The 25,951-nt window shown below is 28.7% G+C and carries 29 protein-coding genes; 28 read left to right on the top strand and 1 reads right to left on the bottom strand.

Annotation, left to right across the window (positions count from 1 at the left end):
- The first annotated feature begins 11 nt into the window (after window positions 1-11).
- The 21 genes from radC to BEN51_RS11070 all read left to right on the top strand — a co-directional run bounded on the left by radC (window position 12) and on the right by BEN51_RS11070 (window position 19,009).
- Window positions 12-701, top strand: coding sequence for a RadC family protein (radC, locus tag BEN51_RS11170; RefSeq protein ID WP_119866135.1), 690 nt, complete (start codon window positions 12-14; stop codon window positions 699-701).
- 17 nt (window positions 702-718) lie between these two features.
- Window positions 719-1,735, top strand: a complete 1,017-nt coding sequence (locus BEN51_RS11165; protein ID WP_119866134.1) for a rod shape-determining protein — start codon at window positions 719-721, stop codon at window positions 1,733-1,735.
- A 2-nt stretch (window positions 1,736-1,737) separates the two neighbouring features.
- On the top strand, window positions 1,738-2,589 hold the full coding sequence (gene mreC, locus BEN51_RS11160; protein ID WP_119866133.1) for a rod shape-determining protein MreC: 852 nt from the start codon (window positions 1,738-1,740) through the stop codon (window positions 2,587-2,589).
- A gap of 11 nt (window positions 2,590-2,600) precedes the next feature.
- Entirely contained in the window at window positions 2,601-3,092 is a 492-nt protein-coding gene (gene mreD, locus BEN51_RS11155; RefSeq protein WP_119866132.1) for a rod shape-determining protein MreD, read from the top strand.
- Window positions 3,089-6,046, top strand: a complete 2,958-nt coding sequence (locus tag BEN51_RS11150; RefSeq protein WP_119866131.1) for a penicillin-binding transpeptidase domain-containing protein — start codon at window positions 3,089-3,091, stop codon at window positions 6,044-6,046. The genes mreD and BEN51_RS11150 overlap by 4 nt, the downstream gene beginning before the upstream one ends.
- A gap of 294 nt (window positions 6,047-6,340) precedes the next feature.
- Window positions 6,341-6,979 (top strand): septum site-determining protein MinC, encoded by a 639-nt coding sequence (gene minC, locus BEN51_RS11145; protein ID WP_119866130.1) that lies wholly within the window; start codon window positions 6,341-6,343, stop codon window positions 6,977-6,979.
- A gap of 18 nt (window positions 6,980-6,997) precedes the next feature.
- Window positions 6,998-7,792 carry a septum site-determining protein MinD gene (gene minD / locus BEN51_RS11140; protein WP_119866129.1) on the top strand — a complete coding sequence of 265 codons (795 nt, stop codon included), beginning with the start codon at window positions 6,998-7,000 and terminating at the stop codon, window positions 7,790-7,792.
- Between the two features lie 14 nt (window positions 7,793-7,806).
- Window positions 7,807-8,067 (top strand): cell division topological specificity factor MinE, encoded by a 261-nt coding sequence (gene minE, locus BEN51_RS11135; RefSeq protein ID WP_119866128.1) that lies wholly within the window; start codon window positions 7,807-7,809, stop codon window positions 8,065-8,067.
- A 236-nt stretch (window positions 8,068-8,303) separates the two neighbouring features.
- On the top strand, window positions 8,304-9,431 hold the full coding sequence (rodA, locus tag BEN51_RS11130) for a rod shape-determining protein RodA (protein ID WP_119866127.1): 1,128 nt from the start codon (window positions 8,304-8,306) through the stop codon (window positions 9,429-9,431).
- 131 nt (window positions 9,432-9,562) lie between these two features.
- The gene (locus tag BEN51_RS11125) at window positions 9,563-10,015 is read left to right on the top strand and encodes a hypothetical protein (protein WP_119866126.1); all 453 of its coding nucleotides are present in this window, start codon (window positions 9,563-9,565) and stop codon (window positions 10,013-10,015) included.
- Window positions 10,016-10,083: 68 nt separating this feature from the next.
- A complete protein-coding gene (locus BEN51_RS11120) occupies window positions 10,084-10,938 on the top strand; it encodes a site-2 protease family protein (RefSeq protein WP_119866125.1) in 855 nt (284 codons plus the stop codon).
- 137 nt (window positions 10,939-11,075) lie between these two features.
- Window positions 11,076-12,524, top strand: a complete 1,449-nt coding sequence (locus tag BEN51_RS11115; protein ID WP_119866124.1) for a ribonuclease E/G — start codon at window positions 11,076-11,078, stop codon at window positions 12,522-12,524.
- Window positions 12,525-12,655: 131 nt separating this feature from the next.
- On the top strand, window positions 12,656-12,967 hold the full coding sequence (rplU, locus tag BEN51_RS11110) for a 50S ribosomal protein L21 (protein WP_119866123.1): 312 nt from the start codon (window positions 12,656-12,658) through the stop codon (window positions 12,965-12,967).
- Between the two features lie 5 nt (window positions 12,968-12,972).
- Window positions 12,973-13,347, top strand: a complete 375-nt coding sequence (locus BEN51_RS11105; RefSeq protein ID WP_119866122.1) for a ribosomal-processing cysteine protease Prp — start codon at window positions 12,973-12,975, stop codon at window positions 13,345-13,347.
- Between the two features lies 1 nt (window position 13,348).
- On the top strand, window positions 13,349-13,648 hold the full coding sequence (rpmA, locus tag BEN51_RS11100) for a 50S ribosomal protein L27 (RefSeq protein ID WP_119866121.1): 300 nt from the start codon (window positions 13,349-13,351) through the stop codon (window positions 13,646-13,648).
- 215 nt (window positions 13,649-13,863) lie between these two features.
- Window positions 13,864-15,153, top strand: coding sequence for a GTPase ObgE (obgE, locus tag BEN51_RS11095; RefSeq protein ID WP_119866120.1), 1,290 nt, complete (start codon window positions 13,864-13,866; stop codon window positions 15,151-15,153).
- Window positions 15,154-15,172: 19 nt separating this feature from the next.
- The gene (yhbY, locus tag BEN51_RS11090) at window positions 15,173-15,463 is read left to right on the top strand and encodes a ribosome assembly RNA-binding protein YhbY (protein WP_119866119.1); all 291 of its coding nucleotides are present in this window, start codon (window positions 15,173-15,175) and stop codon (window positions 15,461-15,463) included.
- A 12-nt stretch (window positions 15,464-15,475) separates the two neighbouring features.
- Window positions 15,476-16,072 carry a nicotinate-nucleotide adenylyltransferase gene (nadD, locus tag BEN51_RS11085; RefSeq protein WP_119866118.1) on the top strand — a complete coding sequence of 199 codons (597 nt, stop codon included), beginning with the start codon at window positions 15,476-15,478 and terminating at the stop codon, window positions 16,070-16,072.
- 37 nt (window positions 16,073-16,109) lie between these two features.
- Window positions 16,110-16,685 (top strand): bis(5'-nucleosyl)-tetraphosphatase (symmetrical) YqeK, encoded by a 576-nt coding sequence (yqeK, locus tag BEN51_RS11080; RefSeq protein ID WP_119866117.1) that lies wholly within the window; start codon window positions 16,110-16,112, stop codon window positions 16,683-16,685.
- A gap of 27 nt (window positions 16,686-16,712) precedes the next feature.
- Complete coding sequence (locus BEN51_RS11075; RefSeq protein WP_119866116.1) at window positions 16,713-18,059, top strand: LCP family protein; 1,347 nt, start codon at window positions 16,713-16,715, stop codon at window positions 18,057-18,059.
- A gap of 50 nt (window positions 18,060-18,109) precedes the next feature.
- Window positions 18,110-19,009, top strand: coding sequence for an RluA family pseudouridine synthase (locus BEN51_RS11070; RefSeq protein ID WP_119866115.1), 900 nt, complete (start codon window positions 18,110-18,112; stop codon window positions 19,007-19,009).
- Between the two features lie 200 nt (window positions 19,010-19,209).
- Here BEN51_RS11070 and BEN51_RS11065 read toward each other — a convergent pair whose 3' ends face one another.
- Window positions 19,210-20,499 (bottom strand): D-alanyl-D-alanine carboxypeptidase family protein, encoded by a 1,290-nt coding sequence (locus BEN51_RS11065; RefSeq protein ID WP_119866114.1) that lies wholly within the window; start codon window positions 20,497-20,499, stop codon window positions 19,210-19,212.
- Between the two features lie 157 nt (window positions 20,500-20,656).
- Here BEN51_RS11065 and BEN51_RS11060 point away from each other — a divergent pair, with 157 nt between their 5' ends.
- The 7 genes from BEN51_RS11060 to BEN51_RS11030 all read left to right on the top strand — a co-directional run bounded on the left by BEN51_RS11060 (window position 20,657) and on the right by BEN51_RS11030 (window position 25,758).
- Window positions 20,657-21,316 (top strand): helix-hairpin-helix domain-containing protein, encoded by a 660-nt coding sequence (locus BEN51_RS11060; protein WP_119866113.1) that lies wholly within the window; start codon window positions 20,657-20,659, stop codon window positions 21,314-21,316.
- Between the two features lie 135 nt (window positions 21,317-21,451).
- Window positions 21,452-22,141 carry a hypothetical protein gene (locus BEN51_RS11055; RefSeq protein WP_119866112.1) on the top strand — a complete coding sequence of 230 codons (690 nt, stop codon included), beginning with the start codon at window positions 21,452-21,454 and terminating at the stop codon, window positions 22,139-22,141.
- A 19-nt stretch (window positions 22,142-22,160) separates the two neighbouring features.
- A complete protein-coding gene (locus tag BEN51_RS11050) occupies window positions 22,161-22,502 on the top strand; it encodes a hypothetical protein (protein ID WP_119866111.1) in 342 nt (113 codons plus the stop codon).
- 8 nt (window positions 22,503-22,510) lie between these two features.
- Complete coding sequence (gene rlmD / locus BEN51_RS11045) at window positions 22,511-23,863, top strand: 23S rRNA (uracil(1939)-C(5))-methyltransferase RlmD (RefSeq protein ID WP_119866110.1); 1,353 nt, start codon at window positions 22,511-22,513, stop codon at window positions 23,861-23,863.
- A gap of 352 nt (window positions 23,864-24,215) precedes the next feature.
- On the top strand, window positions 24,216-24,989 hold the full coding sequence (locus BEN51_RS11040; RefSeq protein WP_119866109.1) for an SDR family NAD(P)-dependent oxidoreductase: 774 nt from the start codon (window positions 24,216-24,218) through the stop codon (window positions 24,987-24,989).
- 131 nt (window positions 24,990-25,120) lie between these two features.
- The gene (locus tag BEN51_RS11035; protein ID WP_119866108.1) at window positions 25,121-25,453 is read left to right on the top strand and encodes a hypothetical protein; all 333 of its coding nucleotides are present in this window, start codon (window positions 25,121-25,123) and stop codon (window positions 25,451-25,453) included.
- 71 nt (window positions 25,454-25,524) lie between these two features.
- On the top strand, window positions 25,525-25,758 hold the full coding sequence (locus BEN51_RS11030) for a DUF2249 domain-containing protein (protein WP_119866107.1): 234 nt from the start codon (window positions 25,525-25,527) through the stop codon (window positions 25,756-25,758).
- Window positions 25,759-25,951 lie beyond the last annotated feature (193 nt).

Here is a 25,951-nt window from a genome sequence, read left to right as displayed (position 1 = left end):
AAGGAGACGCTATGAATAATAATCTTAAAATTAGAGATATTCCAGAAGAAGAAAGACCAATAGAAAAATTGCTTTTAAACGGCCCCGAAGCTTTAAATAATGCAGAATTACTTGCAGTTATTTTAAGAACTGGAACAAAGGGAGAAAATGTTATCTCCTTAAGTACAAGATTGCTTTCGGACTTTGAAGGGCTTAATGGTTTGTTGAATACAGGACTTAGCGATATAAAAAAAATAAAAGGAATAAAGAACATAAAAGCAAGTCAAATCTTAGCTATGGGAGAATTATTTAGAAGATTTAATAGCCTTAGAGTAATAAAAAATAACGAAAGAATATCTTCTCCTAAGGATGTAGCAAATCTTTTAATAAATGAGATGTGTAATTTAAAGCAGGAAATTTTAAAATTGATAATGCTTGACACGAAAAACAATATATTAGGAGTAAAAGATGTTTTTAAAGGAAGTTTAAATACTTCAATAGTTCATCCAAGAGAAATATTTAACGAAGCATTAAAGAAAAGCAGTTCAAGTATTATAATTTGCCATAATCATCCTTCAGGAGATCCTACTCCAAGTAAGGAAGACATAAATATAACACTTAGAATAAAGGAATGTAGCAAAATAATAGGAATCGATCTATTAGATCATATTATAGTAGGAAATGAGAAATTTATAAGCTTAAAAGAAAAAGGAATAATATAAGCGAAAGGGGAATTCAAATGGGATTATTCAGTAGAAATAAAGACATGGGGATAGATTTAGGAACAGCAAATACTTTAGTGTATGTCAAGGGAAAAGGTATAGTTTTAAATGAACCTTCAGTTGTTGCTATAAATACAACAACAAGAAAGCCTTTAGCAGTCGGAACAGAAGCAAAATTAATGATTGGTAGAACTCCAGGCAATATAGTTGCAATAAGACCATTAAAGGATGGAGTAATAGCAGATTTTGATGTATCTCAAACAATGCTTAAAAAGTTCATTGAAAAGGTAACTAGCAAGAGTTCTTTTACAAGTCCAAGAATTATAGTTTGTTATCCGTCTGGAGTAACTGAGGTTGAAAGAAGAGCAATAGAAGAAGCAGCAAAATTTGCAGGAGCAAGAGACGTTGTTTTAATGGAAGAGCCAATGGCTGCTGCAATAGGAGCAGGACTTCCAGTTGGGGAACCAACAGGCAGCATGATAGTTGATATTGGTGGTGGTACAACTGAAGTTGCAATAATTTCTTTAGGAGGAATTGTAACAAGCAAATCCTTAAGAGTTGCTGGAGACGAATTAGATCAATCAATAATTAATTACATAAAAAAAGAATTTAATTTAATGGTTGGTGAAAGAACAGCAGAACAAGTTAAAATGGAATTAGGTTCAGCTTATAAAGTAGATGATGAAGAAAGAACAATGGAAATTAAGGGTAGAGATATGATAACTGGTCTTCCAAAGACAGTTACTATTTCAGAAGATCAAGTTAGAGAAGCGTTAAAGGAGCCGGTTTATGCGATAATCGAAGCTATTAAAACAACTCTTGAAAAAACACCACCAGAATTATCAGCAGACATAATGGAAAAAGGAATAATGTTAGCTGGCGGTGGAGCTCTTCTTAGGGGATTAGATATGTTAATCAATAAAGAAACTAATATGCCTGTTCATATTGCAGAATCACCACTTGATTGCGTAGCTTTAGGAGTAGGTAAGGCATTAGATGATTTTGATGAATTAAGCAGGAGCCAAAGAGGATAATAATGAAGTTTTTTAAAAATAAACTGGCAGTAACTATTATAGTACTGTCAGTTACATTTTTAGGATTAATAATATATACATCTAATAATGCCCAAAAAGGTGCTGCTTCAAGTGGTGTAGCAACTTTAACTAATCCCCTACAAAAAGTTCTTCATAATATAAATAATAAATTAAAAACAACAGTAGATTTTTTTCTTAATTTTTCTGAAGTAAAAGAGGAAAATAAAAAATTAACTAAAGAGAATATTGAGTTAAAAAATAAACTAATAGAGTATGATAAACTTAAAGAAGAAAATAACAGACTAAGAGAGATTTTAAACTTTGCAGCTTCAAAAAATAATTATACTTATATAGGTAGTGAGATTATAGGTTATAGTGGTGAAAGTTTTTCAAAAGGATATATTATAGACAAGGGAGAAAAAGATGGACTTGCAAAGGACATGGCCATTATTTCAGATAAAGGATTAGTTGGTAAAATAACAAGTGTAGGAACTAATTGGGCAATGGTCGAAGGTTTAATAAGTGAAAATATTTCCGTAGCAGTAATGGTAGATAGTACAAGAGAAACTACAGGGATACTAAGTGGTTATAAGAATTATAATGGTGAGAATTTAGCTGTTGTTACAAACTTACCAATAAATTCAGCAATAAAAGAGGGAGATGTTATATTAACATCAGGTCTTGGACAAATATATCCTAAAGAAATTAGAATAGGAGAAGTTATTTCAGTTGAAACTGATGAAGTTAAGGTTATGAAAAAAGCCATTGTAAAGCCATATGTAGATTTTAATAAGCTGGAAGAAATTTTTGTTGTTGTTCCGAAGGAAACAAGAGATATAAAATATGAAAATTAGAGGGTAGAAAAATGAAAAAGTGGCTTGTTATTTTAATTTCAATTATATTATTAATATTTGATAATGCACTTATGCCTTTTTTAGCTGTTAATGGTGCATACCCTAAACTACTTTTTATTTTTGCCTTAGCTTATTCTATAATAAATGGGCGAGAAGAAGCTGTTTTTATAGGAGCCTTTTCTGGAATTCTGCAGGATATATACTTTTATAACGGGTTTGGAATTAATAGTTTTATAAATTTATTTGTATGCTTGTTAGCAGCGATTATAGGAGAAAATATCTATAGGGAAAAAAGATTAATACCTGTAATTTCTTCTATATTTATATACATATTAAAAGTATTTATTATATTCATTGTTTTTAAAATCTTGGGAAAAACCATAGATATAAAGATAGGAATATTTTCAGCTCTATATGGAAGTATATTTATGTTATTTGGATATAATTATGTTTTTAAGCTTTGTAATAATGAATATGAGAAAAATCAATGGAGGTTTAAATGATAGTAAATAAACCTAAAAAGAAGAAAAAAATTTCAAGATATACTGTTTTAAATATTATAATGGGGATACTTTTCTCAGCTATTATTTTAAAGCTTCTATATATTCAAGTTTATAAACATGCAGAATATAAAGAAAAGGCCGATGTAGGTTCAACTAGATTTATATCAGAAAAAGCTCCAAGAGGAAAGATTTATGATAGTGAAGGTAATGTATTAGCAACTAATATTCAAACCTATACTTTAACTTATACTAAACCTAGTGATGATAGCGAATATTTTTATGAAACAATGGATGAAGTTTTTCAAATATTATCTGATAATAATGAAAAAGTTGAAGATGATTTGCTTTTAAAGATAGATAGCAGCGGAAAGTTCTATTTTGATTTTAAAACAGATGATGTAGAAACTAAGAAAACTCTTGAAGTTAGATTTAAAAGAGATAGAGGATTAAATGAAAAAATTGAAAAGGAATTATTTCCAGGCAATAAAGAAGAATTAACAGAAGAACAAATTGAAGAAGTTAATAATGAATTATTAAAAATATCAGCTGAAGAAACCTTCTATGAATTAGTAAAATTATATAGCCTAGAAGAAGCTATAAATAAAAAGCCTATTCAAGAAGAAGGCGAAAGTGATGAAGCTTATGAAGCAAGACTTAAAGCTTATGATGAAAAAATGGAAAGCTACGAAGATAAATCAGGAAAAGAAATATTTGATGAGTTAGTAGAAAACGGATATTCTCTAGAGAAAATAAGAAGTTATGTAGTAGTAAAAGATGCTATAAAAATATCTAGTTTCCAAGGATCTAGATCCGTAGATATAGCAACTAATATTAAAAAAGATACTGCTTTTATAATGTATCAGAAATCAAATGATTTACCTGGAATTGATGTAGTTATAGAACCAATAAGATTTTATCCTTATAATAATTTAGCTTCTGCAGCTATAGGATATTTATCTAAAATAAATAGTTCAAATGAGGAAAATTACGAATTAAGAGGTTATGATGCTTCTACAGATTTAATTGGCGTTGCAGGAATTGAATCAGCCTTTGAAGACCAATTAAGAGGAACAAAAGGTGGAACAACAGTTAAGGTAAATTCAAAGGGTAAGATTACTGAAGAATTATTTAAGCTAGATTCTTATCCAGGAAATAATATTCATTTAACTATAAATAAAAATGTTCAATATGCAGCAGAACAAGCCATGAAAGATACTATGGAACGAATAATGCGTCAAGGTATTTCTGCTAATGCTACAAGAGGTGCTGTAGTAGCAATAGAAGTAAATACTGGCAGGGTAATTGCTATGGTAAGTTATCCAACCTATGATCCAAATATTTTCTCTATACCTGGAAGATTAACAGATGAACAATATAAAGCATATTTTGCTCCTGATATAGAAAGCTTTGCTAAAGAATATATGCAAAGAACTGGTGCTACGGGAAATATTGATGAGTTGTTCCCTGTAAATGAAGAAACAGGAAAAAGGTATGATGGAATAGATGTTTATCCTAAGCCATTCTTTAATTATGCTACTCAAGGGCTGTTGCCTCCAGGTTCAACTTTTAAACCTCTTACTGCAATAGCTGCTTTAATGGAGGGTGTTGTATCTCCTTATGAATATATAAATGACACTAATGGTACATGGGATAAAACAGGGCAAGTGCTTAGGAATTTTGAAGGTCATGCAAATGGTCCGACAGATGTAAGAAAAGCCTTAGAAGTATCTTCAAACGTATTTTTCTATGAAATGGGATATAGATTATGGAAGAATTATGGAGGAGAAATTGAAGATTTAGATAATTTAGCGAAATATGCTTATAAGTTTGGATTAGGAGTTGAATTTGGTACAGATAATCCATCTACTGGAATTCAAATTGAAGAAAACTTTGGGCAAGTTTATAATTTTAAATCTTGGAGAAAAACTATAGCTGATAATCCAATGTTTGAAATAGTAAATGCTTTAAAAGCAGGAAACTATTATATGTATAGTTTCATACCTTTTGATATAAGTGATAATGAAAATGATTCTGATGAGCTTAAGGAAGCTAAAACTGTATTAAAAGAAGAAATGAAAGCTGCCTTATTAAAAATAGGAACTGATGAGCAGGTAACTAACAATACAGAATTTTCAGCAAGTCTAATTCCTTATATTAAGAAGATAATGGAAGTTTCGGATGCATATAAGGCAAATGTTGAAGAAGCTTCTAATAGAAGAAGCGTAGATCTTGATGAAGAAGCAGGTGTAATTGGTGATGCAATTGCTTATTATATTGTAAATAATATGGCATCAGAAATTACAACAGAAGGACAAATTGTAAACAGCGCTATTGGACAGGGGATGAATAACTTTACTCCATTACAGATGGCAAATTATGTTGCTACTTTAGCTAGTGGAGGGGTAAGATATAAAGTAACCTTAGTTGATAAAATAACGTCACCAACAGGAGAGGTTATTAAAGAATTTAAACCAGAAGTTGTTGATAGATTAGATATACCAGAAGAGTTTTTACAAGCCGTTAAAGATGGAATGTACAGAGTTAATACAAGTCCAAGTAATGGTACAGCTTATCAATCTTTTGCAAACTTTCCAATAAAAGTTGGAGGTAAAACAGGAACTGCGGACTTTGCAAACGATGATGCAGTTTATAGAAAACAAGGCCGAAAAGCATATGGTAATTACATAAGTATGGCACCTCTAGATAATCCGCAAATAGCAATCTTTTCAACAATCTACGATGGAAGTAGAGGTAGTGAAGCTGCTACTATTCATAAAGCAATTTATGAAGCTTACTTTAAGGATGAATTATTAAAAATTGATCCTAACTATGGTTCAAAGTCTGAATCTTTTAAAAAATATGTTTTAGAATCACCTTTAAAAGATAATAAAGATGATTCTATAAAACTAGATAATCAAGAAACAACTACTACAACAGAAAATGCAGAACAATAGAAAAGTGTGAATAAACAGACTAGGATAATAGGATATGCTAATAAGCATATCCTATTATCTTTGTTAAGTTATATTTACGCTTTTTTATCTATAATCTAAGTTAATATATAATAAATAATTTTATTAAATTTAAATTATGTCTAAATAAATTAAAATTTTAGGATTAATATACTTTTATATAATTTAATTATAAAATATGTAAAAATATGTTGTTATGTGATATAATTTAAGAGTATAATTATATTTATAAGATATAATTTCATATCTATGACAAGTATTGGTGGAGGGAAACCAATGAAGGATGATAGAATACAGATAAAAGGCACTAAGGATGGAATTAATGCAAAAATTTATATAGATAAATTTTCAAGTTTTAATGAAATGTTAGAAGCCTTATTAAGTAAGTTGTCTTCGGGAAAGAGTTTTTATAAGGGCTCTACTATTAATATCATTTCAAATTTAAAAAGCTTTAGTGAAGTTGAAATTGAAAAATTAAAGGATCTTTTATTTGAAGAAATACAAATAAAGGATTGTACTTTTGAAGAATTAACAGCAGAAAAAAATGAAAATAAAATTTTTAATGGTGTATATGAAGGAAAAACAAAATTTATAAAGAAGACTATAAGAGGCGGTCAGCTTGTTAAATACCACGGCAATATTGTGATTATAGGTGATATTAACAATGGAGCAGAGGTATACGCAGGCGGGAATATTATTGTTTTAGGAAGTATTAAAGGTCATGTATATGCAGGTGTTGGGGGAAATAGAAAGGCTATTGTTTCTGCAATTAATTTACAACCTGAAATATTACAAATAGCGGATATTTTAACAAGGGCACCAGAAGATGGAGTTAAGCCATCATATCCAGAATTAGCAAAAATTAAAGGGGATACTATAGTAGTTGAACCTTATTTACCAAAGAAATATATTTAGCGTTGGAGGGAGTATAAAATGGGAATTTCTATAGTAATTACGTCAGGTAAAGGTGGAGTTGGAAAAACTACAACAACAGCCAATTTAGGTACAGCATTAGCTGCTTTAGGAAAAAGAGTAGTAGTTGTCGATGGAGATACTGGCCTAAGGAATTTAGATGTTTTAATGGGTTTAGAAAACAGAATAGTATATACTATAACAGATGTTTTTGAAAATAGATGCAGACTTAAGCAAGCTTTAATAAAAGATAAAAGATATCAAAATCTTTTCTTATTGCCTACAGCTCAAACTAAGGACAAAGATGATGTTAGACCACAAGATATGCTTAAGCTAGTTAATGAATTAAAAGAAGATTTTGATTATGTTTTAATAGATTGCCCAGCTGGAATAGAACAAGGTTTCGAAAATTCAGTAATAGGAGCAGATAAGGCAGTAGTAGTTGTAAATCCTGAAATAACATCAGTAAGAGATGCTGATAGAGTTATTGGTAAACTTGATGCAAAAGGCTTAGAAGATCATTCAGTTATTGTTAATAGATTAAATTACGAAATGGCTCAAAAGGGAGATATGCTAGATGTTTCTGATATAATAGAAACTTTATCAGTTGAACTTTTAGGAGTTGTACCTGATGATAAGAGTATTACTATTTCAACTAATAAAGGAGAACCAATAGTTCTTGATGATAAGGCATTAGCAGGACAAGCATTTAAGAATATTGCAAGAAGGATAACAGGAGAAAAAGTACCACTATTAGATTTAAATGTTGGTGGTGAAGGATTTTTTGCTGTATTGAAAAAAATATTTAAACGCTAAAGGGGGAAGTGAAGGTGGATTTTTTTAGAAGATTTTCAAATAAACCAACGCCTAAAGAGGTTGCAAAGGATAGATTAAAGTTAATACTTATTCACGATAGAGGGGATTTACCTCATGAAACCCTAGAAAAAATAAAAACCGAAATATTAGAAGTAATATCTAAATATATTGAAATAGATTCTGATGATGTAGAAATAGCAGTAAGTAAGCCTGAAACTATAGATGGAAATAGTCCGGCATTAGTAGCTAATATTCCTATTAAAAATGTAAAATAATTTATTATTCAAAGTGTAAGATGTGTCTTAGAAAGATTGAAAAATTAAATAGATATTTAATTAAGTAATTAATAATATAGATGTTTATCGACTTTTGTTAGATAACATCTTCTTTTTTTATTTTTCAAAATCATTGTTAAATGGAAATAAAATATTAATTAATATTTTATTAAAGTTATTTTAATTAGCTAAAATATTATATATAATAGTTTTTAGGTTAGTAACGGAGGTGAGTTATGTTATCACATTTTAAATTAAATCTTAAACTTTTAAAAGAAATAGATAAGCCAATTCTATTTTCTTTAATCACCTTGATGATTTTTGGAATAATAAATATATATTTAGCAAGTCATGCGGAATACGGCAATCTTTTTTTGATTAGGCAGTCATTATGGTTTGTTGTAGTACTTGTAGCTTTATATTTTGTTATTGCCATAGATTATACTTTGCTAAAGGCATATACTCCATTATTTTATTGGGGATCCATATTTCTTTTGATTATAACTATGTTTATAGGTACAGATATAAATGGAGCTAGAGGATGGATAAGATTAGGACCTTTGTCATTTCAAGCATCAGAGGTAGCTAAGATGGCAACTATTATGATGCTTGGTAAAACTTTAGAGGATATGAATGGAAGTATAAATGAATGGAAAAACTTTTTCACCATGGCATTTTATTCGGTTATTCCTGCCATATTTATTGTTATTCAACCAGATATGGGAATGACAATGGTTTTATTTTTTATTGTTGTTGGTATTTTCTTTATAGCAGGACTTGATATTAGATTTTTTATTGTAGGATTTTCGGCTTTAGCAGTAGCTATTGTATTAGTTTTTAATTTAGATATAATACATTCCTATCAAAAGAAAAGGCTAACTTCTTTTTTAAATCCAGAGGCTGACATGTCTGAATCAGGCTATCAATTAAGACATGCATTAATAAGCATTGGAAATGGTGGAATACTAGGACTTCAGGGCTCAACATCTAAAGAAAACTCAGTTGGATATGCAGCTCAATATGTTCCAGAGGTACAAACTGACTTTATATTTTCTAGTGTAGGAGAACAATGGGGCCTTGTTGGATGTTTGTTTTTACTTCTATTATATGGAATACTAATTTATAGAATGATTGCAATTGCAAGAACGGCAAAGGATACCTTTGGTTCAATTATTTGTGTGGGATTAGTATCATACTTTTTATTTGCAATCCTTCAGAATATTGGTATGAATATTGGATTGGTGCCGATTACTGGTATAACCTTGCCACTTATTAGTTATGGTGGAACTTCCCTTTTAACAACGGTAATGTCATTAGGATTGGCAATAAATGTAGGAATGAGAAGAAAAAAATTAAGATTTTAATAAAAGAGAGTTATTTACAAAAACTTTGTAAATAACTCTCTTTTATATTACTATCAATAATTTGAATTATATCTAGCATAAAATATATAGAAAAAAAATATAAATACAATATTGAGAAATGAGGTGATAGATTGATTAAATATGCAAATGAATATAGTGATTATTATAATAAACTAAAAGAACGGGTAAAAGTTAAAATAGGTAAAAATAGTGAGAGAAAAAATGAAAAGGGAGATATATATCCTAGGAAAAGAAATAATTACGGATATAGTTATAAAGGACAAATCTATTCTTCATTAAAAAATGAGAAGAAGTCAATTACTTTTTTAGAAAAGCTAATTATAAAAACAGTAATAGCACTAATTTTATTATCAGGATTATTTTCTCTAAAAATAACTCCCAATCCTGAAGCTAAGAACATATATACCATGATAAAAAAAGAAATAAATAGAACTTATGATTATAAAACCATTAGTAAGAACTTAGAAAAAATAGGAATAGATACAGAGGCGATTATGGAAGTTTTTCAAGAAAAGTATAATGGTTTTATAAAGGAGTTTAATTTACAAAAAGATACCAATTAAAATTATAAATAAATAATGAAAAGTAGAAGGTGATTGTTAGATAAAGAGCAATTTTTAGGGAGATATAAATGAAAAAAGATACAAAGAAAATAGTAGCGGAAATAACTTTAATTCTATTAGCCTGTATCCGTAATAATATGTTATTGTTTGCACTTTTATGGGTACTATTACATGAAGTTGCTCATATGTTTATTGCATTAAAATATGGATGTAAATTTCATAAATTAGAAATTCATATTTTTGGTGTAAAGGCGGAACTCTCAGAGATTGATTCATTAAAGGATAATGAAAAGATAATAGTGTATTTAGCAGGGGTTATGTTAAATATAATTATTGCTGTACTATTTTATTTATTTTATTTAAATTATACTTGGGAGTTTTTAATAACAAGTGCAAAGTTAAATATAGGCTTGGCATTTTTTAATTTATTACCCGCTTATCCATTAGACGGTTCTAGAATATTCGAAATAATATTATCAAAGAAATATATTTTTAAAAAATCTCAAAAGATAATAATATGTACAAGCTATATAATTGCTATGGTATTTATACTTACAGATATATACATATATTTTTGGTTTAAAAAAATAAATATAAGTATGCTTATTGCAGCATTGATAATTTTCTATATTACTCAAATAGAGAGAAAAACCTATATGTATATAACTATGGGAAACATTATAAAAAAAAGAAAAAGACTTTTAAAAAACAAATATATAGAAAATAAAACTATATCAGTTTATTATAATCAAGGATTAGTTAATGTTTTATCTTTAGTAGATAGAAATAAATTTAATACTTTTTACGTATTAGATGATGACATGCATTTAATTTATATTTTAAATGAAGATGAGTTAATAGAAGCTCTTAAAGCTTACGGAAATATTTTGATTTATGAATATATTGAAATGATTAATAAATAAAAGAGTCTGCTTAAAAAAGCTTTAGCAGGCTTTTTTTCTTGTAATTGTTAATTGAATTTTACTGTGCTAGAATAGTATAAAGTGTGAAGAACTTTAAAGATTTTGCTTGCAAAATATTAAATTTAGGAAGTGAGCTTATGAGGGAAATTTTTGTTGAGAGAAACAATGATTTATTAAGAATTGCAATAAAAGATAAAGGAAAATTAAATAGATGTTTTGTTGAAGATATAAGTGAAGCTCCTAATATAGGAGAAATCTATAAGGGAAGGGTTAAAAACATAGTCCCTGCAATAAATTCTATATTTATAGATATTGGACTAAATAAGGAAGCTTATATGTATTATAGTAGGGAACTAAAGGAGGAAGGAATAAAAAAAGGTGATGAACTATTAGTTGAAATAATTAAAGAACCTATTAATAATAAGGGAGCAAAGGTTAGCAGAAATATTAGTATTTCAGGAAGATATTTAGTTTTAACCTTAGGAGGAAAGGGAATAAGTTTTTCAAAGAGAATTAATAGTGAAGAGGAAAAAGAAAGAATTAAAAGTATTTTAAAAGATATTGATGGATATGGAATAACAGTGAGAACAGAAGCAGTTCATGCTAGTGAAGAAGATATTTTTCTAGAAAGAGAAGAAATCTTTTTTGAAATAAGTAACCTTATAAATAAATTAAACTATAGTTTAAAATTAGGTAAGGTTTATGGAGAAAATATAATTTTAAACAAGGTTATAAGGGAAAACTTAAATAATGAATGTAAAATTATCTTAAATAATGAAGATGACTATATAGAAATTAAAAATCTAGTTGATAAATATGAAAATATAAAATTAGAAAAATATGAAGGCCTAAGAAGTCTATTTGATTTTTATAATATAGAAAAGGAAATACTTAAATTAAGACATAAAAAGGTTGCTCTAAATTGTGGTGGAAATATTGTAATAGATAAAACAGAAGCAATGTACGTTATAGATGTCAATAGTGCTAAAAATATAAAAGGAAATAATTTTAATAAAACTATTATGGAAACAAACATAGAAGCTGCAAGGGAAATAGGAAAGCAAATACTTCTAAGAAATCTAGCAGGAATAATAATAGTAGATTTTATAGCTATGAGAGATTTTTCGCAAAAAGTTGAAGTTATGAAAGAATTAAAGGAAGCGCTAAGTGAGGATAAAGGCAATGTTAAGGTATTTCCTTTTACGGATTTAGATCTTGTTCAAATTTCTAGAAAAAGAAGGGGAAAATCTATTTATGAATATTTAGAAGAACCTTGTAAAAGATGTAATAGTGAAGGATATGTTTTAAAAATATCCTATATAGAAAATTTAATAAGAAATAAGATAATTAAATCCTTAGAGGAGAGTTCAATAACTTCCTTTTATATAGAATTAGATAGAAACTATGAAGAAGTAGTAAGGGGAGATATTTTTGCTTTTCTAAAGAATATTGATGCTTTAGATAAAGAGATATATTTAAATTTTGTTGATGGAATTGAAGGATATAAAGTAGAACCATTAATCTTTAATAATCAAAAAGAAAATTTAAAAATGTATAAAATTAATCAGCCAGAAAAATATGAATAATTTTCTTTACAAGCTACATAATAATGTGGTACAATATCAGATGTTAAACCGCACATAAGAGGTTTTTTTCTAAACAAAGTTTCGAACTTTGTACCTTGGTTGGCGAGACCGTAAATAGAGGAGGTGTTTTAATGTACGCAGTAGTAGCTACTGGAGGAAAACAATACAGAGTTAAAGAAGGAGACGTAATATTCGTTGAAAAACTTAACGCTGAAGTTGACTCAACAGTTGAATTAACAGAAGTATTAGCTGTTTCTAATGGTGAAACTTTAAAAGTTGGTGCACCAGTTGTAGAAGGAGCTAAGGTTGTTGCTAAAGTTCTTGCTCAAGGCAAAGCTAAGAAAGTTGTAGTTTTCAAATATAAGCCAAAGAAGGATTATAGAAGAAAGAACGGACACAGACAACCATACACTAAATTAGTAGTTGAAAAGATTGAAGCTTAATTACTATGATTAAGATAGAAATTTTAAGAAAAGAGAATTCAACAGTTGGATTTAAGATATCTGGTCATGCTTTATCCCAAGCAGAAATGAAAAAGGCCTCTGGGCTTTACGATTTAATTTGTAATTCAGTTTCTGTGCTATCACAAAGTGTAGTTATAGGAATCGAAGAAGTGCTAGGAATTAAGACCAATTATGAAATTAGAGATGGATATTTATACTTAAATCTATCAAATCTTAAATCCGAAGATATAGATAAATGTCAGCTTTTACTTTTAACTTTTGAAAAAAGTATTGAAAGTGTGATAGAATCTATAAAATTAAATTTTGGAACAAAAAAAGACGGTGAATATATAAGATTGGTTAAAGAGGAGGTGTACTAGTATGTTAATAATGAACCTTCAATTATTTGCTCATAAAAAAGGTGGCGGTAGCACTAAGAACGGTAGAGATTCTGAATCTAAAAGATTAGGAGCTAAAGCTGCTGATGGAGAATTCGTTTTAGCTGGAAATATTTTAGTTAGACAAAGAGGAACAAAGATTCATCCAGGTCTAAACGTAGGTAAGGGTGGAGACGATACTCTTTTTGCTAAGGAAGATGGAATAGTTAAATTCGAAAGAATGGGTAGAAATAAAAAGAAAGTAAGCATTTACCCTGTAGATGTTGAAGCAATAGCAGAATAATATTTATTAAATAAAGCACCCTAAGTTGAGGGTGCTTTATTTTGTAATAGTAGTAATGGGCAATTGACAATAGATAATTCCTTTTCATTGTACATTGTCAATTGCCCATTTGTAATAATAAGAAATATATTTCTTATGTTATAATAAAGGATATAAATTATTGAAATAATATAAATAATAAGTTAAGAGTTATTTTTAGAAAGATAGGTGAGTTTATGTTTATAGATAAGGCGAAAATATTTGTTAAGTCAGGGGATGGTGGGAATGGTGCCATTTCTTTTAGAAGAGAAAAATATGTACCTCTAGGTGGTCCAGATGGAGGAGATGGGGGTCGTGGTGGTGATATTATATTCCAAGTAGACACAGGACTAACAACTCTTTTAGATTTTAAATATAAGAAGAAGTTTATAGCTGAAAATGGTGAAAATGGTCAAGGATCAAAATGTTATGGAAGAGATGGAAAGGACCTATACATAAGGGTACCAATGGGTACTATAATAAAAGACTTTGAAACAGGAAAGATAATAGCAGACCTTTCTCATAAAGATGATGTGTTTGTAATTGCTAAAGGTGGAAAAGGAGGAAAGGGAAACTGCAAATTCTGTACTCCAACAAGACAGGCGCCAAACTTTGCAGAACCAGGAATGCCAGGAGAAGAAAGATGGTTAACTTTAGAATTAAAATTATTAGCCGATGTAGGTCTTGTAGGCTTCCCAAATGTAGGTAAATCTACATTGTTATCTACTGTTACTGCAGCTAAACCAAAGATAGCAAACTATCACTTTACAACTTTAGTACCAAATTTAGGAGTAGTTAAGGTAGAAGGAATAAATTCCTTTGTTATGGCTGATATTCCTGGAATAATAGAAGGTGCAGCTGAAGGTATAGGTCTTGGTTTAGAATTCTTAAGACATATAGAAAGAACAAGAATACTTATTCATATTGTTGATATCTCAGGTATAGAAGGTAGAGATCCATTTGAAGACTTTGTTAAAATAAATGAAGAACTTAAGAAATATTCGGTAAAACTTTGGGATAGACCACAAATTGTAGTTGCTAATAAGGCAGATATGCTATATGATGAAGAAGTTTTTGAAAACTTTAAGAAAAAAGTTAATGAGTTAGGCTTTGATAAGGTTTATAAGATGTCTGCTGCTACAAAACAAGGAGTAGATGAAGTTATTAAAGAAGCAGCTAGAATGCTTACAGAAATTCCAGTAACAGAATTAGAAATACCAGAAGAAGAAAGATTTATTCCAGAAGAAAAGAGATTTACTTATGAAATAAATATAGAAGATGGAGAAGAAGGAAATAGAGTATTTGTTGTATCTGGAAGCTTTGTTGATAGATTATTAAGTGCAGTAAATGTTAATGAAGTTAACTCTTTAAGATATTTCCATAAAGTATTAAGAAATAAGGGAATATTAGATGAACTTAGAGATATGGGAATTGAAGATGGAGATATAGTAAGACTTAACGATTTTGAATTTGAATATATTATGTAACAGGAAAGGAAGAAGTTTAATGATAACAAGCAAACAAAGAGCCTTTTTAAGAGGTCTTGCAAATAATATGGATCCAATATTTCAAGTAGGAAAGTATGGAGTAGAAGAAAATTTTTTAAAGCAGATAGATGATGCTTTAGAAGCAAGAGAATTAATAAAAATAAAGGTTTTAGAAAATAGCGGTTTAGCTGCAAGAGAAGTTTCAGATGAAATATGTTCAAAGCTAGGATGTGAAGGAATTCAAGCTATAGGAAGCAAAATAGTTCTTTATAGAAAATCCTCAAAAAAGCCAAAGATAGAGTTACCATAAAGGTATAAATATATGAAAAAAATAGGAATTATAGGTGGAACTTTTAATCCAGTCCACCTAGCTCACCTATATATTGCATATGAAGCTAAATTGCAACTTAAATTAGATAAGGTAATATTTATGCCGGCAGGAAGTCCTCCTCATAAAAAGAACGAAGATATTTTAGAGGCTTCCTTAAGATATGAAATGGTAAAAAGAGCTATAGAAGGCTTTGAGGATTTTGAAGTAAGCGATTATGAAATATTAAAAAATGGGTATAGTTATACCCATGAAACTTTAGAACACTTTAAATGCGAAGATAATAAGCTTTATTTTATTACTGGTGCAGATTGCCTAATGGATATAGAAAAGTGGAATAATCCAGGTAAAATATTTGAACTTTCAAATTTTGTAGTTTTTAATAGGCCTGGATATAATGATAAAGATTTAATAAATCAGAAAAATAAAATTAATATTAAATTTAATACAAATATAAAATTTTTAGATATAATTAATTTAGAAATTTCATCATCTATGATAAGAGAAAGAATAAAAGAAGGAAAAAGGGTTGATTTTTTTCTTCCAAAGGGAGTTCTTGATTTTATAATAGAAAATAGAATATATAAATAAGATGAGATTATAATAAATTATATTTGAGGAGAATTATATGCTTACAATAGATGAAATGAAACAATATCTAAAAGAAAATTTACTTGAAAATAGATATAACCATACTTTAAGAGTAATGGAAACAGCAATTAAGCTTGCAGAAATTAATAATATAGATATAGAAAAAGCAAAGATAGCTGCCTTAGGCCATGATATAGCTAAAAATATGACTATATATGACTTAAAGGAATTAATAGAAAAAAATAATATAGTCCTTTCAGCAGATGAGGAAAAGGCACCAGAACTTTGGCATGCTATGGTATCCCCAATTTTAGGTAGGGAAGTATTTAAAATAGAAGATGAAGAAATCTTAAGTGCAATGAGATGGCACACAACAGGAAAAGAAAATATGACTAAGTTAGAGAAAATCATATATATAGCCGATATGATAGAGCCTGGAAGAAATTTTAATGGAATAGAAAAATTAAGAGAAACAGCTTTTAAAGATTTAAATGAAGGGCTTTTAAATTGTTTAACACATAGTCTTAAATATCTATTAGATAAGGGATTTCCTATTAATATAAATAGTGTAAAGGCTAGAAATTATTTATTGCTAAATAAAGACACTATTTAATAAGACAAAATTGGGAGTGGGGTAAAAATGGATAACAACGAAAATCTTCGAAGAAATGATAGTAGTGCTATAGCAGAAAGAAAAAAGAGAAGAAGGCTTGAGGCGATAAAAAGAAAAAAACAACAAAAAAGAAGGAGAATAATATTTACTATAGTTTCAATAATTTCGGTAATCATTTTAGGAACTATTGGTTATGTTTATTCCTTTTTAAATGGTCTTAAAACTAATACTTTGGGAGAAGCAGTAGAACCAGCTTCTTCTACTGAACCAGTTAATATACTTTTATTAGGTATGGATATCGGTGATGTAGAAAATGAATATAATACTTCTGCAAGAAGAACTGATACTATAATGTTAGTAAATTACAATCCAAATACAAAGAAGGTAAATGTAGTATCAATACCAAGGGATACTCTAATTGAAGTTGATGCCTATTTAGATACTGGAGAATATCAAAGATATTGGAAGATAAATTCTGCCTATGCTATAGGTGGGCAGGAAGAAATAATAAAACATGTTGAAAGTTTATTAGAAACAAGGATAAATTATATTGTAGAAGTAGATTATGAGGCTTTTAGAAATATTGTAGATGCATTAGGTGGAGTGGAAATGTATATAGAGCAGGATATGTATTATGATGATGATGCTCAAGATTTACACATACATTTTAATGCAGGAGAAACGGTGCATTTAGATGGACAAAAAGCTGAGGAATTCTTTAGATGGAGAAAAAATAATGATGATACTGGGCTTGCAGATGGTGATATAGGCAGAATAAGCAACCAACATGCTCTAATGAAAAAACTAGTTGAAAAATCATTAAGTCCATCAATAGTTTTAAAAATTCCTGAAATTCTTAATATTATAAGTGAAAATGTAAGAACAAATATGGATTCAAAAACAATGACTTCTTTAGCGTTAAAAATAATTAAGCTTAATTCTTCGGATATAGTAATGAATACATTGCAAGGAGTAAATGAAGATATATATGGACAATCTTTTTATGTAGTCTATAATGATATGAATAGAGAATTAATTAATGCTATTAATTCTGAAAATGAAGCAGATTCTGTATTAACAAGTTCAATCAAAAGAGAAGATATAAAAATATTAGTTTTAAATGGAACACAAATAAATGGTTTAGCTGGAAATGCAAGAGATGAACTTATTTCTTTAGGTTATGTAAATGTTGATATTGGAAATGGAAATCCAACAGAAGAAAGTGTAATTCAACTTGCAAATAATGATTATAAAAATTTAATATCAAGAGATATAAAGATAGATAAATTCTCTAAAAAAACTGATGAGGAGTATGCAGATTACGATATAGTAATTTTATTAGGAACAGATTACAATCTTTTTGGAGAAAACTAATCAATTGACAATTGACATAGGTCAATTGTCAATTTTTATTGGGAGGTACTATGAGTGTAATAAAAAAACAAGTTCCAAAGGACTTTGAAGGTAGGAAGATTAGGGAGTTTTTAAAGGAAGATCTAGGATTATCTTCAAGGCTTATAAGGGGGGCTTCAGTAGATAAAAGAATATTTGTAAATAATAAAGCTGTAAAGATGAATTATATTTTAAGGGAAAATGATAATATTTTAATTAAACTAGATAAAGAAGAAAGTCAAAATATTGCCCCAGAAAAACTGGATATAGAAGTTGTTTATGAGGATGAAGATATTATAGTTGTAAATAAAAGGCCAAATATGGTAGTTCATCCAACTAAAAGGCACCAATCTGGAACTTTGGCTAATGGCCTTATGTATTATTTTCAAGAAACTAATCAAAAATGTATAGTAAGACTAGTAAGCAGATTAGATATGGATACATCAGGTCTTATAATCATTGCCAAAAATCAATATGCTCATATGGAATTATCTAAGGAAATGAAAAGTGATAATTTTCAAAAGAGATATCTTGCAATAGTACATGGGCATATGGAAAAATTAGAGGGAACTATTAATCTACCTATATATAGACCTGAAGAAGAAGGAACAATAAAAAGAGTTGTAGATGATAGAGGACAGGAAAGTATAACTCATTATAAAGTTGTAGAAAGGTTTAAGGAAGGAGATTTAGTTGAATGCCTTCTAGAAACAGGAAGAACTCATCAAATAAGAGTTCACCTAAGTCATTTAGGCCATCCAATATATGGAGACATCTTATATGGATATGAAGAAGATATTGAAATTATAAATAGGCAGGCACTGCATGCTTATGGGTTAGACTTTAAATCTCCAAGAACAAAAGAACTATTAAGTCTTAGAGCGAAACTTCCAGAAGATATGGAAAAGCTTATAGAAAAAATGAGAAAATAATTCAGTTAGGAGTGAAATATAGTTAGGAGTTAGGAGTGTGGAGTTGGAGCCTGAAGTTTGGAATCTAAGCCCCTTAAAAATTAAAGGAAGATGATTTTTACTTGAATAAAAATCATCTTCCTTTTTATATTCGTACAATTCTTAACTCCAAACTCCAAACTCCAAACTCCACACTTCACACTCAGCACTACTAACTGATTTTATCTGTATCTTGTTCTAGTTCTAAATTTTGGTCTTCTTTTTCTAACCTTTTTATATCTAATAGATTGGACTATGCTGCTTATTATATATAGTATGAGTATTAATATTAATATATAAAGCGCAATATTTAATAAATTTAAGTCTTTAAAGAATTTTAATATCGATGTGTTTTCATAACTTGCACCACTTAATAAATCTATAGAAGAAACTGTCTTTCCATTTACATTAACTGTAGCAGTAAAAATTACCTCTCCTTTATTAATTACATCTATTTCTTCTGGATTAATAGAGTTACTATCATAATTAATATTATAAGAAGGAGTGCTTTCTAAACGACGCTTAGTATAATAAACATCCTTGCTTGATAATAAAGGAAGAACATTTTCATCATCAATATTTAAGCTAGTAAGAACTTCATTACTATTTATTAATTTAACAGTTTCAAAATTATCAAAACCATAGTTAAATAAAGGTCCTATATTTGAATAAAAGTTATCTTTTTCTGTAGCATTTAAAAATGCAGCTACTAACAGTTGTCCATCTTTTAGTGCAGTTGCTGTATATGTATGGTTAGCCTCTGGAGTATAACCATTTTTACCGGTATAGGCATATTCATAATAATAAGTATATTCATTAAAGAGTTGATTTCTATTTATAGCCCACTTCTCATCACCATTAGAAAAGGGGTGATTTTCATATTTATGAGCATCTATTCTTGATATTCTAACAAAATCTTCATTTTTAGTTGCTTCATTCATTATAAGAGCTAGATCATAGGCTGTTGTTAAGTGACCTTCTTCATGTAGTCCATGAGGATTTTTAAAAGTAGTATCTAATGCTCCAATTTCTCTAGCTTTCTCATTCATCATTTTTGCAAATTTCTCTACAGAACCAGCAACATGCTCTGCTAAGGCTTCAGCACAATCATTTCCGGATTCTAATAAAAGTCCTATTAACAGTTCTTCAACAGTATAAACTTCTCCTTCTGCAATTCCTATGGCAGAACCATCAACAAGAGTAGGGTTTATGCCTATTGTAACTTTATCAGTAAGCTTTGTATTTTCTAAAACAACTAAAGCTGTCATTACCTTAGTTGTAGAAGCTGGCTCAAATTTAACGTGCTCATTTTTACCATAAAGAATATCTCCAGTTTTTCCATCCATTAGAATAGCACCTTCAGAATAAACTTCTGGTAAAGCAGTTTCAGCTTTTATTATGCTCCCTGAAAAACAAATAAAAAAAATAGTACATAAAAATACCCTTAACATATTATCAAATATTTTTCTCATATTATATCTCCCAAATCAATCTGTATTTATACTCACATGAAAATATTTTAACAGAAAAATGAATACTATTCCACCTTTCCTTAAGAAAAATGAGTAAAACAGTTATTTTTTATTAAAAAAGGTTAAGAATTATAATAAAAAAATTAGAGGGAGGCCTATGAATAATTACTTGAAAAATATAAAAATAAGAAATATTATAATTTTATTTTTAGCTTTTATATTTATAGTTCTTTCTATTTACTTTTATAGAGATAATAAGTCTAAGGTATTTATGGATGAGTATATGGAAGATATATTTGTTGAAGAATCTGTAAGCACAATTTCAGAAGATTATAATGCTTTAAATGATTTATCTATTGAAAAAGAAAGCAAAAACACAATAGTAGTAGAAATAAAGGGAGAAGTAAAAAATCCAGATGTTTACGAAATGGAAGAGGGAAGCATAATTAAAGATTTAATTGAAAAAGCTGGAGGTCTTACATCTGAAGCAAATATAGATAAAATAAATAGAGCTGCTAAGTTAAATCCTAACCAGCTTATAATAATTCCTAATAAAAATTCTAGTGAAGAAAATTTTTTAGGAGAAAGTGAAATTATTTATGGAGAAACGAATGAAAGTAGTGAAAAGCTAATAAATATTAATACTGCTTCTCTAGAAGAGCTAACTAAAATAAATGGAATTGGAGAAACTAAAGCAAAAAGTATTATTGAATATAGAGAAAAGAATGGAGCATTTAAATCCATAGAAGAAATAAAAAATGTAAAAGGAATAGGAGAAAAGACATTTGAAAAATTGAAGGATTCAATAACAATTTAAAATTTTTTTAGGAAGTATTCCTTAAAATGCCTTAGAATATGACAGTTATGTGACAAAGTCTTTAAAAATAATACCTTTAGTGATATAATAAGTTGAAATTTGATAGATAAAAAAGAAAGACTAGGGGGAACTAGTATGCTAAAGAAAATATTACCGATTATAGTAAGTGTAACGTTAGCGGTATCTATAGCAGGATGTAGTAATTCAGTAAAAGACGCTGCAGATAAATCAACTGATAATAAGGCGCAAACAGAGAATAAGCAGGAAGAAGCTTTTATTGGTGAAGGAGAATGGGCTAAAGATTATACAAGAGATGAAGTTAGTCAATTTCACTCAGAAATACTTGTAAGAATGGAAGAACAAGCTTTATTTTATGGATTAGACTATAATAAAGAAGAAAAAGTAACAGAAGAAAATGGTGAAACTGTAAATGATAATCATATATATTTAGATAACCTAAATCCAGAACCAAATAGACTTGAAAGCATGTATTATGGTTTTAAAATATTTGGTGAAGATTTATCAAGAGGAAGTCTTAATTTAAAAATGGGCTTCAAATTAGATTTAGATCAAATAAAAGCCGAAGATAAATTTGATTTTAAAGAAACTTCAATGGCAGCATTTTCAGAAGCAATGACTAATAATTCTGAAAGAGATTACTCTGAAATAAACAATCAAATTATAGATATAGTTAAAAATAAAAATACAAATGGAACAATAGAAAGTAATTTAGATGGTTTGGTAGAAATTATAACTATAAAAGATGATTATTTATTATATAAATTAGATTCAAAAGTATATGATTTTAGTATTAAAAAGAACTAAATAACAGGAGGAGCATATTTTGAGCAGTAATGAAGGATTAGAAAAAATTGATAAGTATGAAAACTCAAATGAAGAAATTCTTAAAGAAGGTGTAAAAATACAAAAGGAAGGAAAGTTTGTAAAATTTCTAAAAAAAGCTTTTGTATCTATAATAGATCAAGCAATAACAATTGCTATTGCTTTATTAGTATTAGTAGTTTTTGATTTTTTAATAGGTCTAGCAGGATACTATATTACAGATAGAGAGAAAATGTTATTTTTACTTTATATTATAGTTAATGTATTATATAGACCAGTATTAATTTCTACAAAGTTAGAAAAAACTATAGGTGAGAAACTAAATTTAAAATATAATGATTAGGAGACACTATGAGAAAAGGAAGTACAGTACAAGTTAAAATTGATAAAACAGAATTTCCTTCAGTTGGAATTGGTGAGTTAGAAGGAAAGAAAATATACGTTAAGGGAGCCTTTCCTGAACAAATTGTTTCAGGTAGAGTAAAGAAAAAAAGGGAAGGTTATGCTGAACTTAAACTATTATCTGTTGATGAAAAAGCAGAATATGAAATAGATGCACCTTGTGAGTACTTTGGAGTATGTGGTGGATGTACATCACAAAATTTAACTTATGAAAAACAATTAGAACTATTAAGTGAGGAAGTAAAAAACTTATTTAAAGATGCTAATGTAGATATGGGGGAATACTTAGGAGTTGTAGGTAGTCAAGAACAATGGGAATATAGAAATAAAATGGAGTTTACCTTCGGAGACTTAGAAAAGGGTGGAGAGTTAACCCTTGGAATGCATATGAAGGGAAAGTCCTTTGGAATAATAACTGTTGATAAATGTTTAATTGTTGATGAAGACTTTAGAAGAGTAATAAAAGCAACAGTTGATTATTTTAGAGATAAAAAGTTACCATACTATAAAGTAATGAAAAGAGAAGGTTACTTAAGGCATTTAGTTATAAGAAAGGCCATAAATACAGGAGAATTGATGGTTAATCTTGTAACTACAAGTCAAATTGATTTTGATTTAAGTGAATATATAGAAATTCTAATATCACAAAATTATAAGGGAAAATTAGTATCTATATTACATACAGAAAACAACTCCTTTTCAGATGCAGTAGTTCCAGAAAAGGTTAATTTACTATATGGAAAGGACTTTATAATAGAAGACTTATTAGGTCTTAAATTTAAAATATCACCTTTCTCCTTCTTTCAAACTAATACTAAGGGAGCAGAAAGCCTTTATAGCATAGTTAGAGATTTTATGGGAGAAGCAGATGATAAAGTTGTATTTGATTTGTATTGTGGAACAGGTACAATAGGTCAAATAACAGCAGCTAAGGCAAAAAAGGTTGTTGGCTTAGAACTTATAGAAGAGGCAGTAGAAGCTGCTAAAGAAAATGCTAAATTAAATAACTTAACTAACTGCGAATTTATAGCAGGAGATGTTGCAGAAACAATTAAGAAAGTTAAAGATAAACCAGATATAATTATTTTAGATCCACCAAGAAGTGGTGTAAGTCCAAAGGCATTAGAATATGTAATAAGATTTAATGCCAGGGAAATAATTTATGTATCATGCAATCCTAAAACCTTAGTTGAAAACTTAAGAGACTTAACAGCAGCAGGATACAAAGTGGAAAAGACTATAGTTAAGGACATGTTTCCAAATACTCCTCATGCTGAGGTAGTTGTTAAACTTACTAAGTAAGTTTTTTACTGCCACCCATACAAGGATTGCCCAAGAAGGCAAGAGAAGAGAAGCCTGATTGGAAGCAATCTACTGCTGAGACGGTTGTTAAGCTTACGAAATAGTAGTTAAAAGAGTTAAGTAAAATAATTGCTTGGCTCTTTTTTTTGAATTTATTTTGCTTGAATGTCTCATTAATAGTATTAATAATAACTATTTTTAACCACTTGAAAAGCATGGTAATATATACTTAAGATAAGAAAATAAGTAGAAAAGAAGTATAATGAATTGAAACAATAAAAAAGTTAAAAATATTTATAGAATAAAAACTAAAAATACATGAAAATATGCTAAAGATAGGTGAAGAAATAATATGGAAAATGTAGTATTAATAACAGGAGCATCTAGCGGTATAGGCCTTGAATTTTCTAAAATATTTGCAAGGGAAGGATATAACCTTCTTTTAGTTGCAAGAAATGAGGAGAAGTTATTATCTTTAAAAGAAGAGTTAGAAAGAAAACATAAAATTAAGGCTGAAGTTTTAGCTAAGGATTTATATAAAAGGGAAGCAGCAGAGGAAATATATAAGTTTACAAAAGAAAAAAATATACAAGTAGAAATATTAGTTAACAATGCAGGCTTTGGGGATTTTGGGGAGTTTGCCTCTTTAGATTTAAAAAAGCAGGAAGAAATGATAGATGTTAATATAATGGCTTTAGTAAAACTGACTTATCTATATTTAAGGGATATGAAAGAAAAAAATAGAGGAAGAATAATGAATCTAGCTTCCCTAGCAGCCTTTCAGCCAGGCCCTCTAATGGCAGTGTATTATGCTACTAAGGCTTTTGTGCTATCTTTTACAGAAGCCCTATCTGTTGAACTTAAAGATACTAATATAAAAGTACTTGCTTTATGCCCAGGACCAACAAAAACAGATTTTGAAGAAAAGGCAAATCTTGAAAGTTCAGGCCTTTTTAAGAACTTAAAAAATGCCACAGCTAAAGAAGTTGCTGAATACGGATATAAGAAATTAATGAAGGGAAGAGTAGTTGCAGTTCATGGATTCAAGAATAAAACTATAGCTTTTGGAGGAAAAGTTTTCCCAAGGAGTATAGTTAGATATGTAACTTACCTTATTCAAAAGTAGACTAATAGTATTATACAAACTCAGGGCAGAAGCTCTGAGTTGTTTATATAGATTAAGAAATATTTAAAGGAAATTAAACTATAAAATAGAAATTAATAATAGAAAAAATAATTAAAGAAAAGGGAGAGAATATGTTTAATAAGATAATAGATAAAATAAAAGGAGCAGGGGTTTTATCATTAAGCTTAGAAGAAGCTAGCAAAAAGGCCTCAACATCTATGGGCTGTTATAAGCTATATCTAGATGGAGTAAAATATGTAGGACGAGCAGAAAATGGCTTAAGAAAAGAATTTGATAGATTATATAATTTAAAGGGGAGAACTTTAGCTGAGAAAGAGATTAAAGCTAATAGAGATAAAATATCAGTAAGTTTTGTAATATTACCAACAAAAGAAAAATGTAGGGAAATAGAAATGAAATGGATAAATCAATTAAAACCAGAATGGAATAAATTAAAGATGTGATTCAAATCACATAAAATCTTGGCATTTAGTAATACTATGTATTTACAAAGTTCATTTTGGAGGTAAATAAGATGTCAAGATTTAAATCACAAGTAGATGCACGTATTTATGAACCAAAGGATAAACATGCAGTTATTTTTGATACTTTTAATAATTTGAATAATGGTGAAGAAATGGAATTATTAAATGATCATGATCCAAAACCATTATACTATCAATTTTCAGCAGAATATGCTGGAAAATTTGAATGGGAATACCTTGAAGAAGGCCCAGAAGTATGGAGAGTAGCTATTAAAAAGAAATAGATTTAAACATATAAAAACTTATAACTAACATGATACCCCTTTTATCATCATTTTATAAATATCATTTTTTAGCTCAGAGTAGAAATGCTCTGAGTTTTTTATTATATATCTATGCTTTAGCCTATGATATAATAAAAAATATGTATATTTTTAGCATGTTAAGGTCAAGAACTTTAAACTGAGGGAGAGGAAT

The organism is Clostridium isatidis (assembly GCF_002285495.1).
In the GTDB taxonomy this organism is placed as follows: Bacteria; Bacillota; Clostridia; order Clostridiales; family Clostridiaceae; genus Clostridium; species Clostridium isatidis.
The sequence above is the reverse complement of the archived record's forward strand: the minus strand, read 5'-3'. Positions and strand labels throughout refer to the sequence as shown.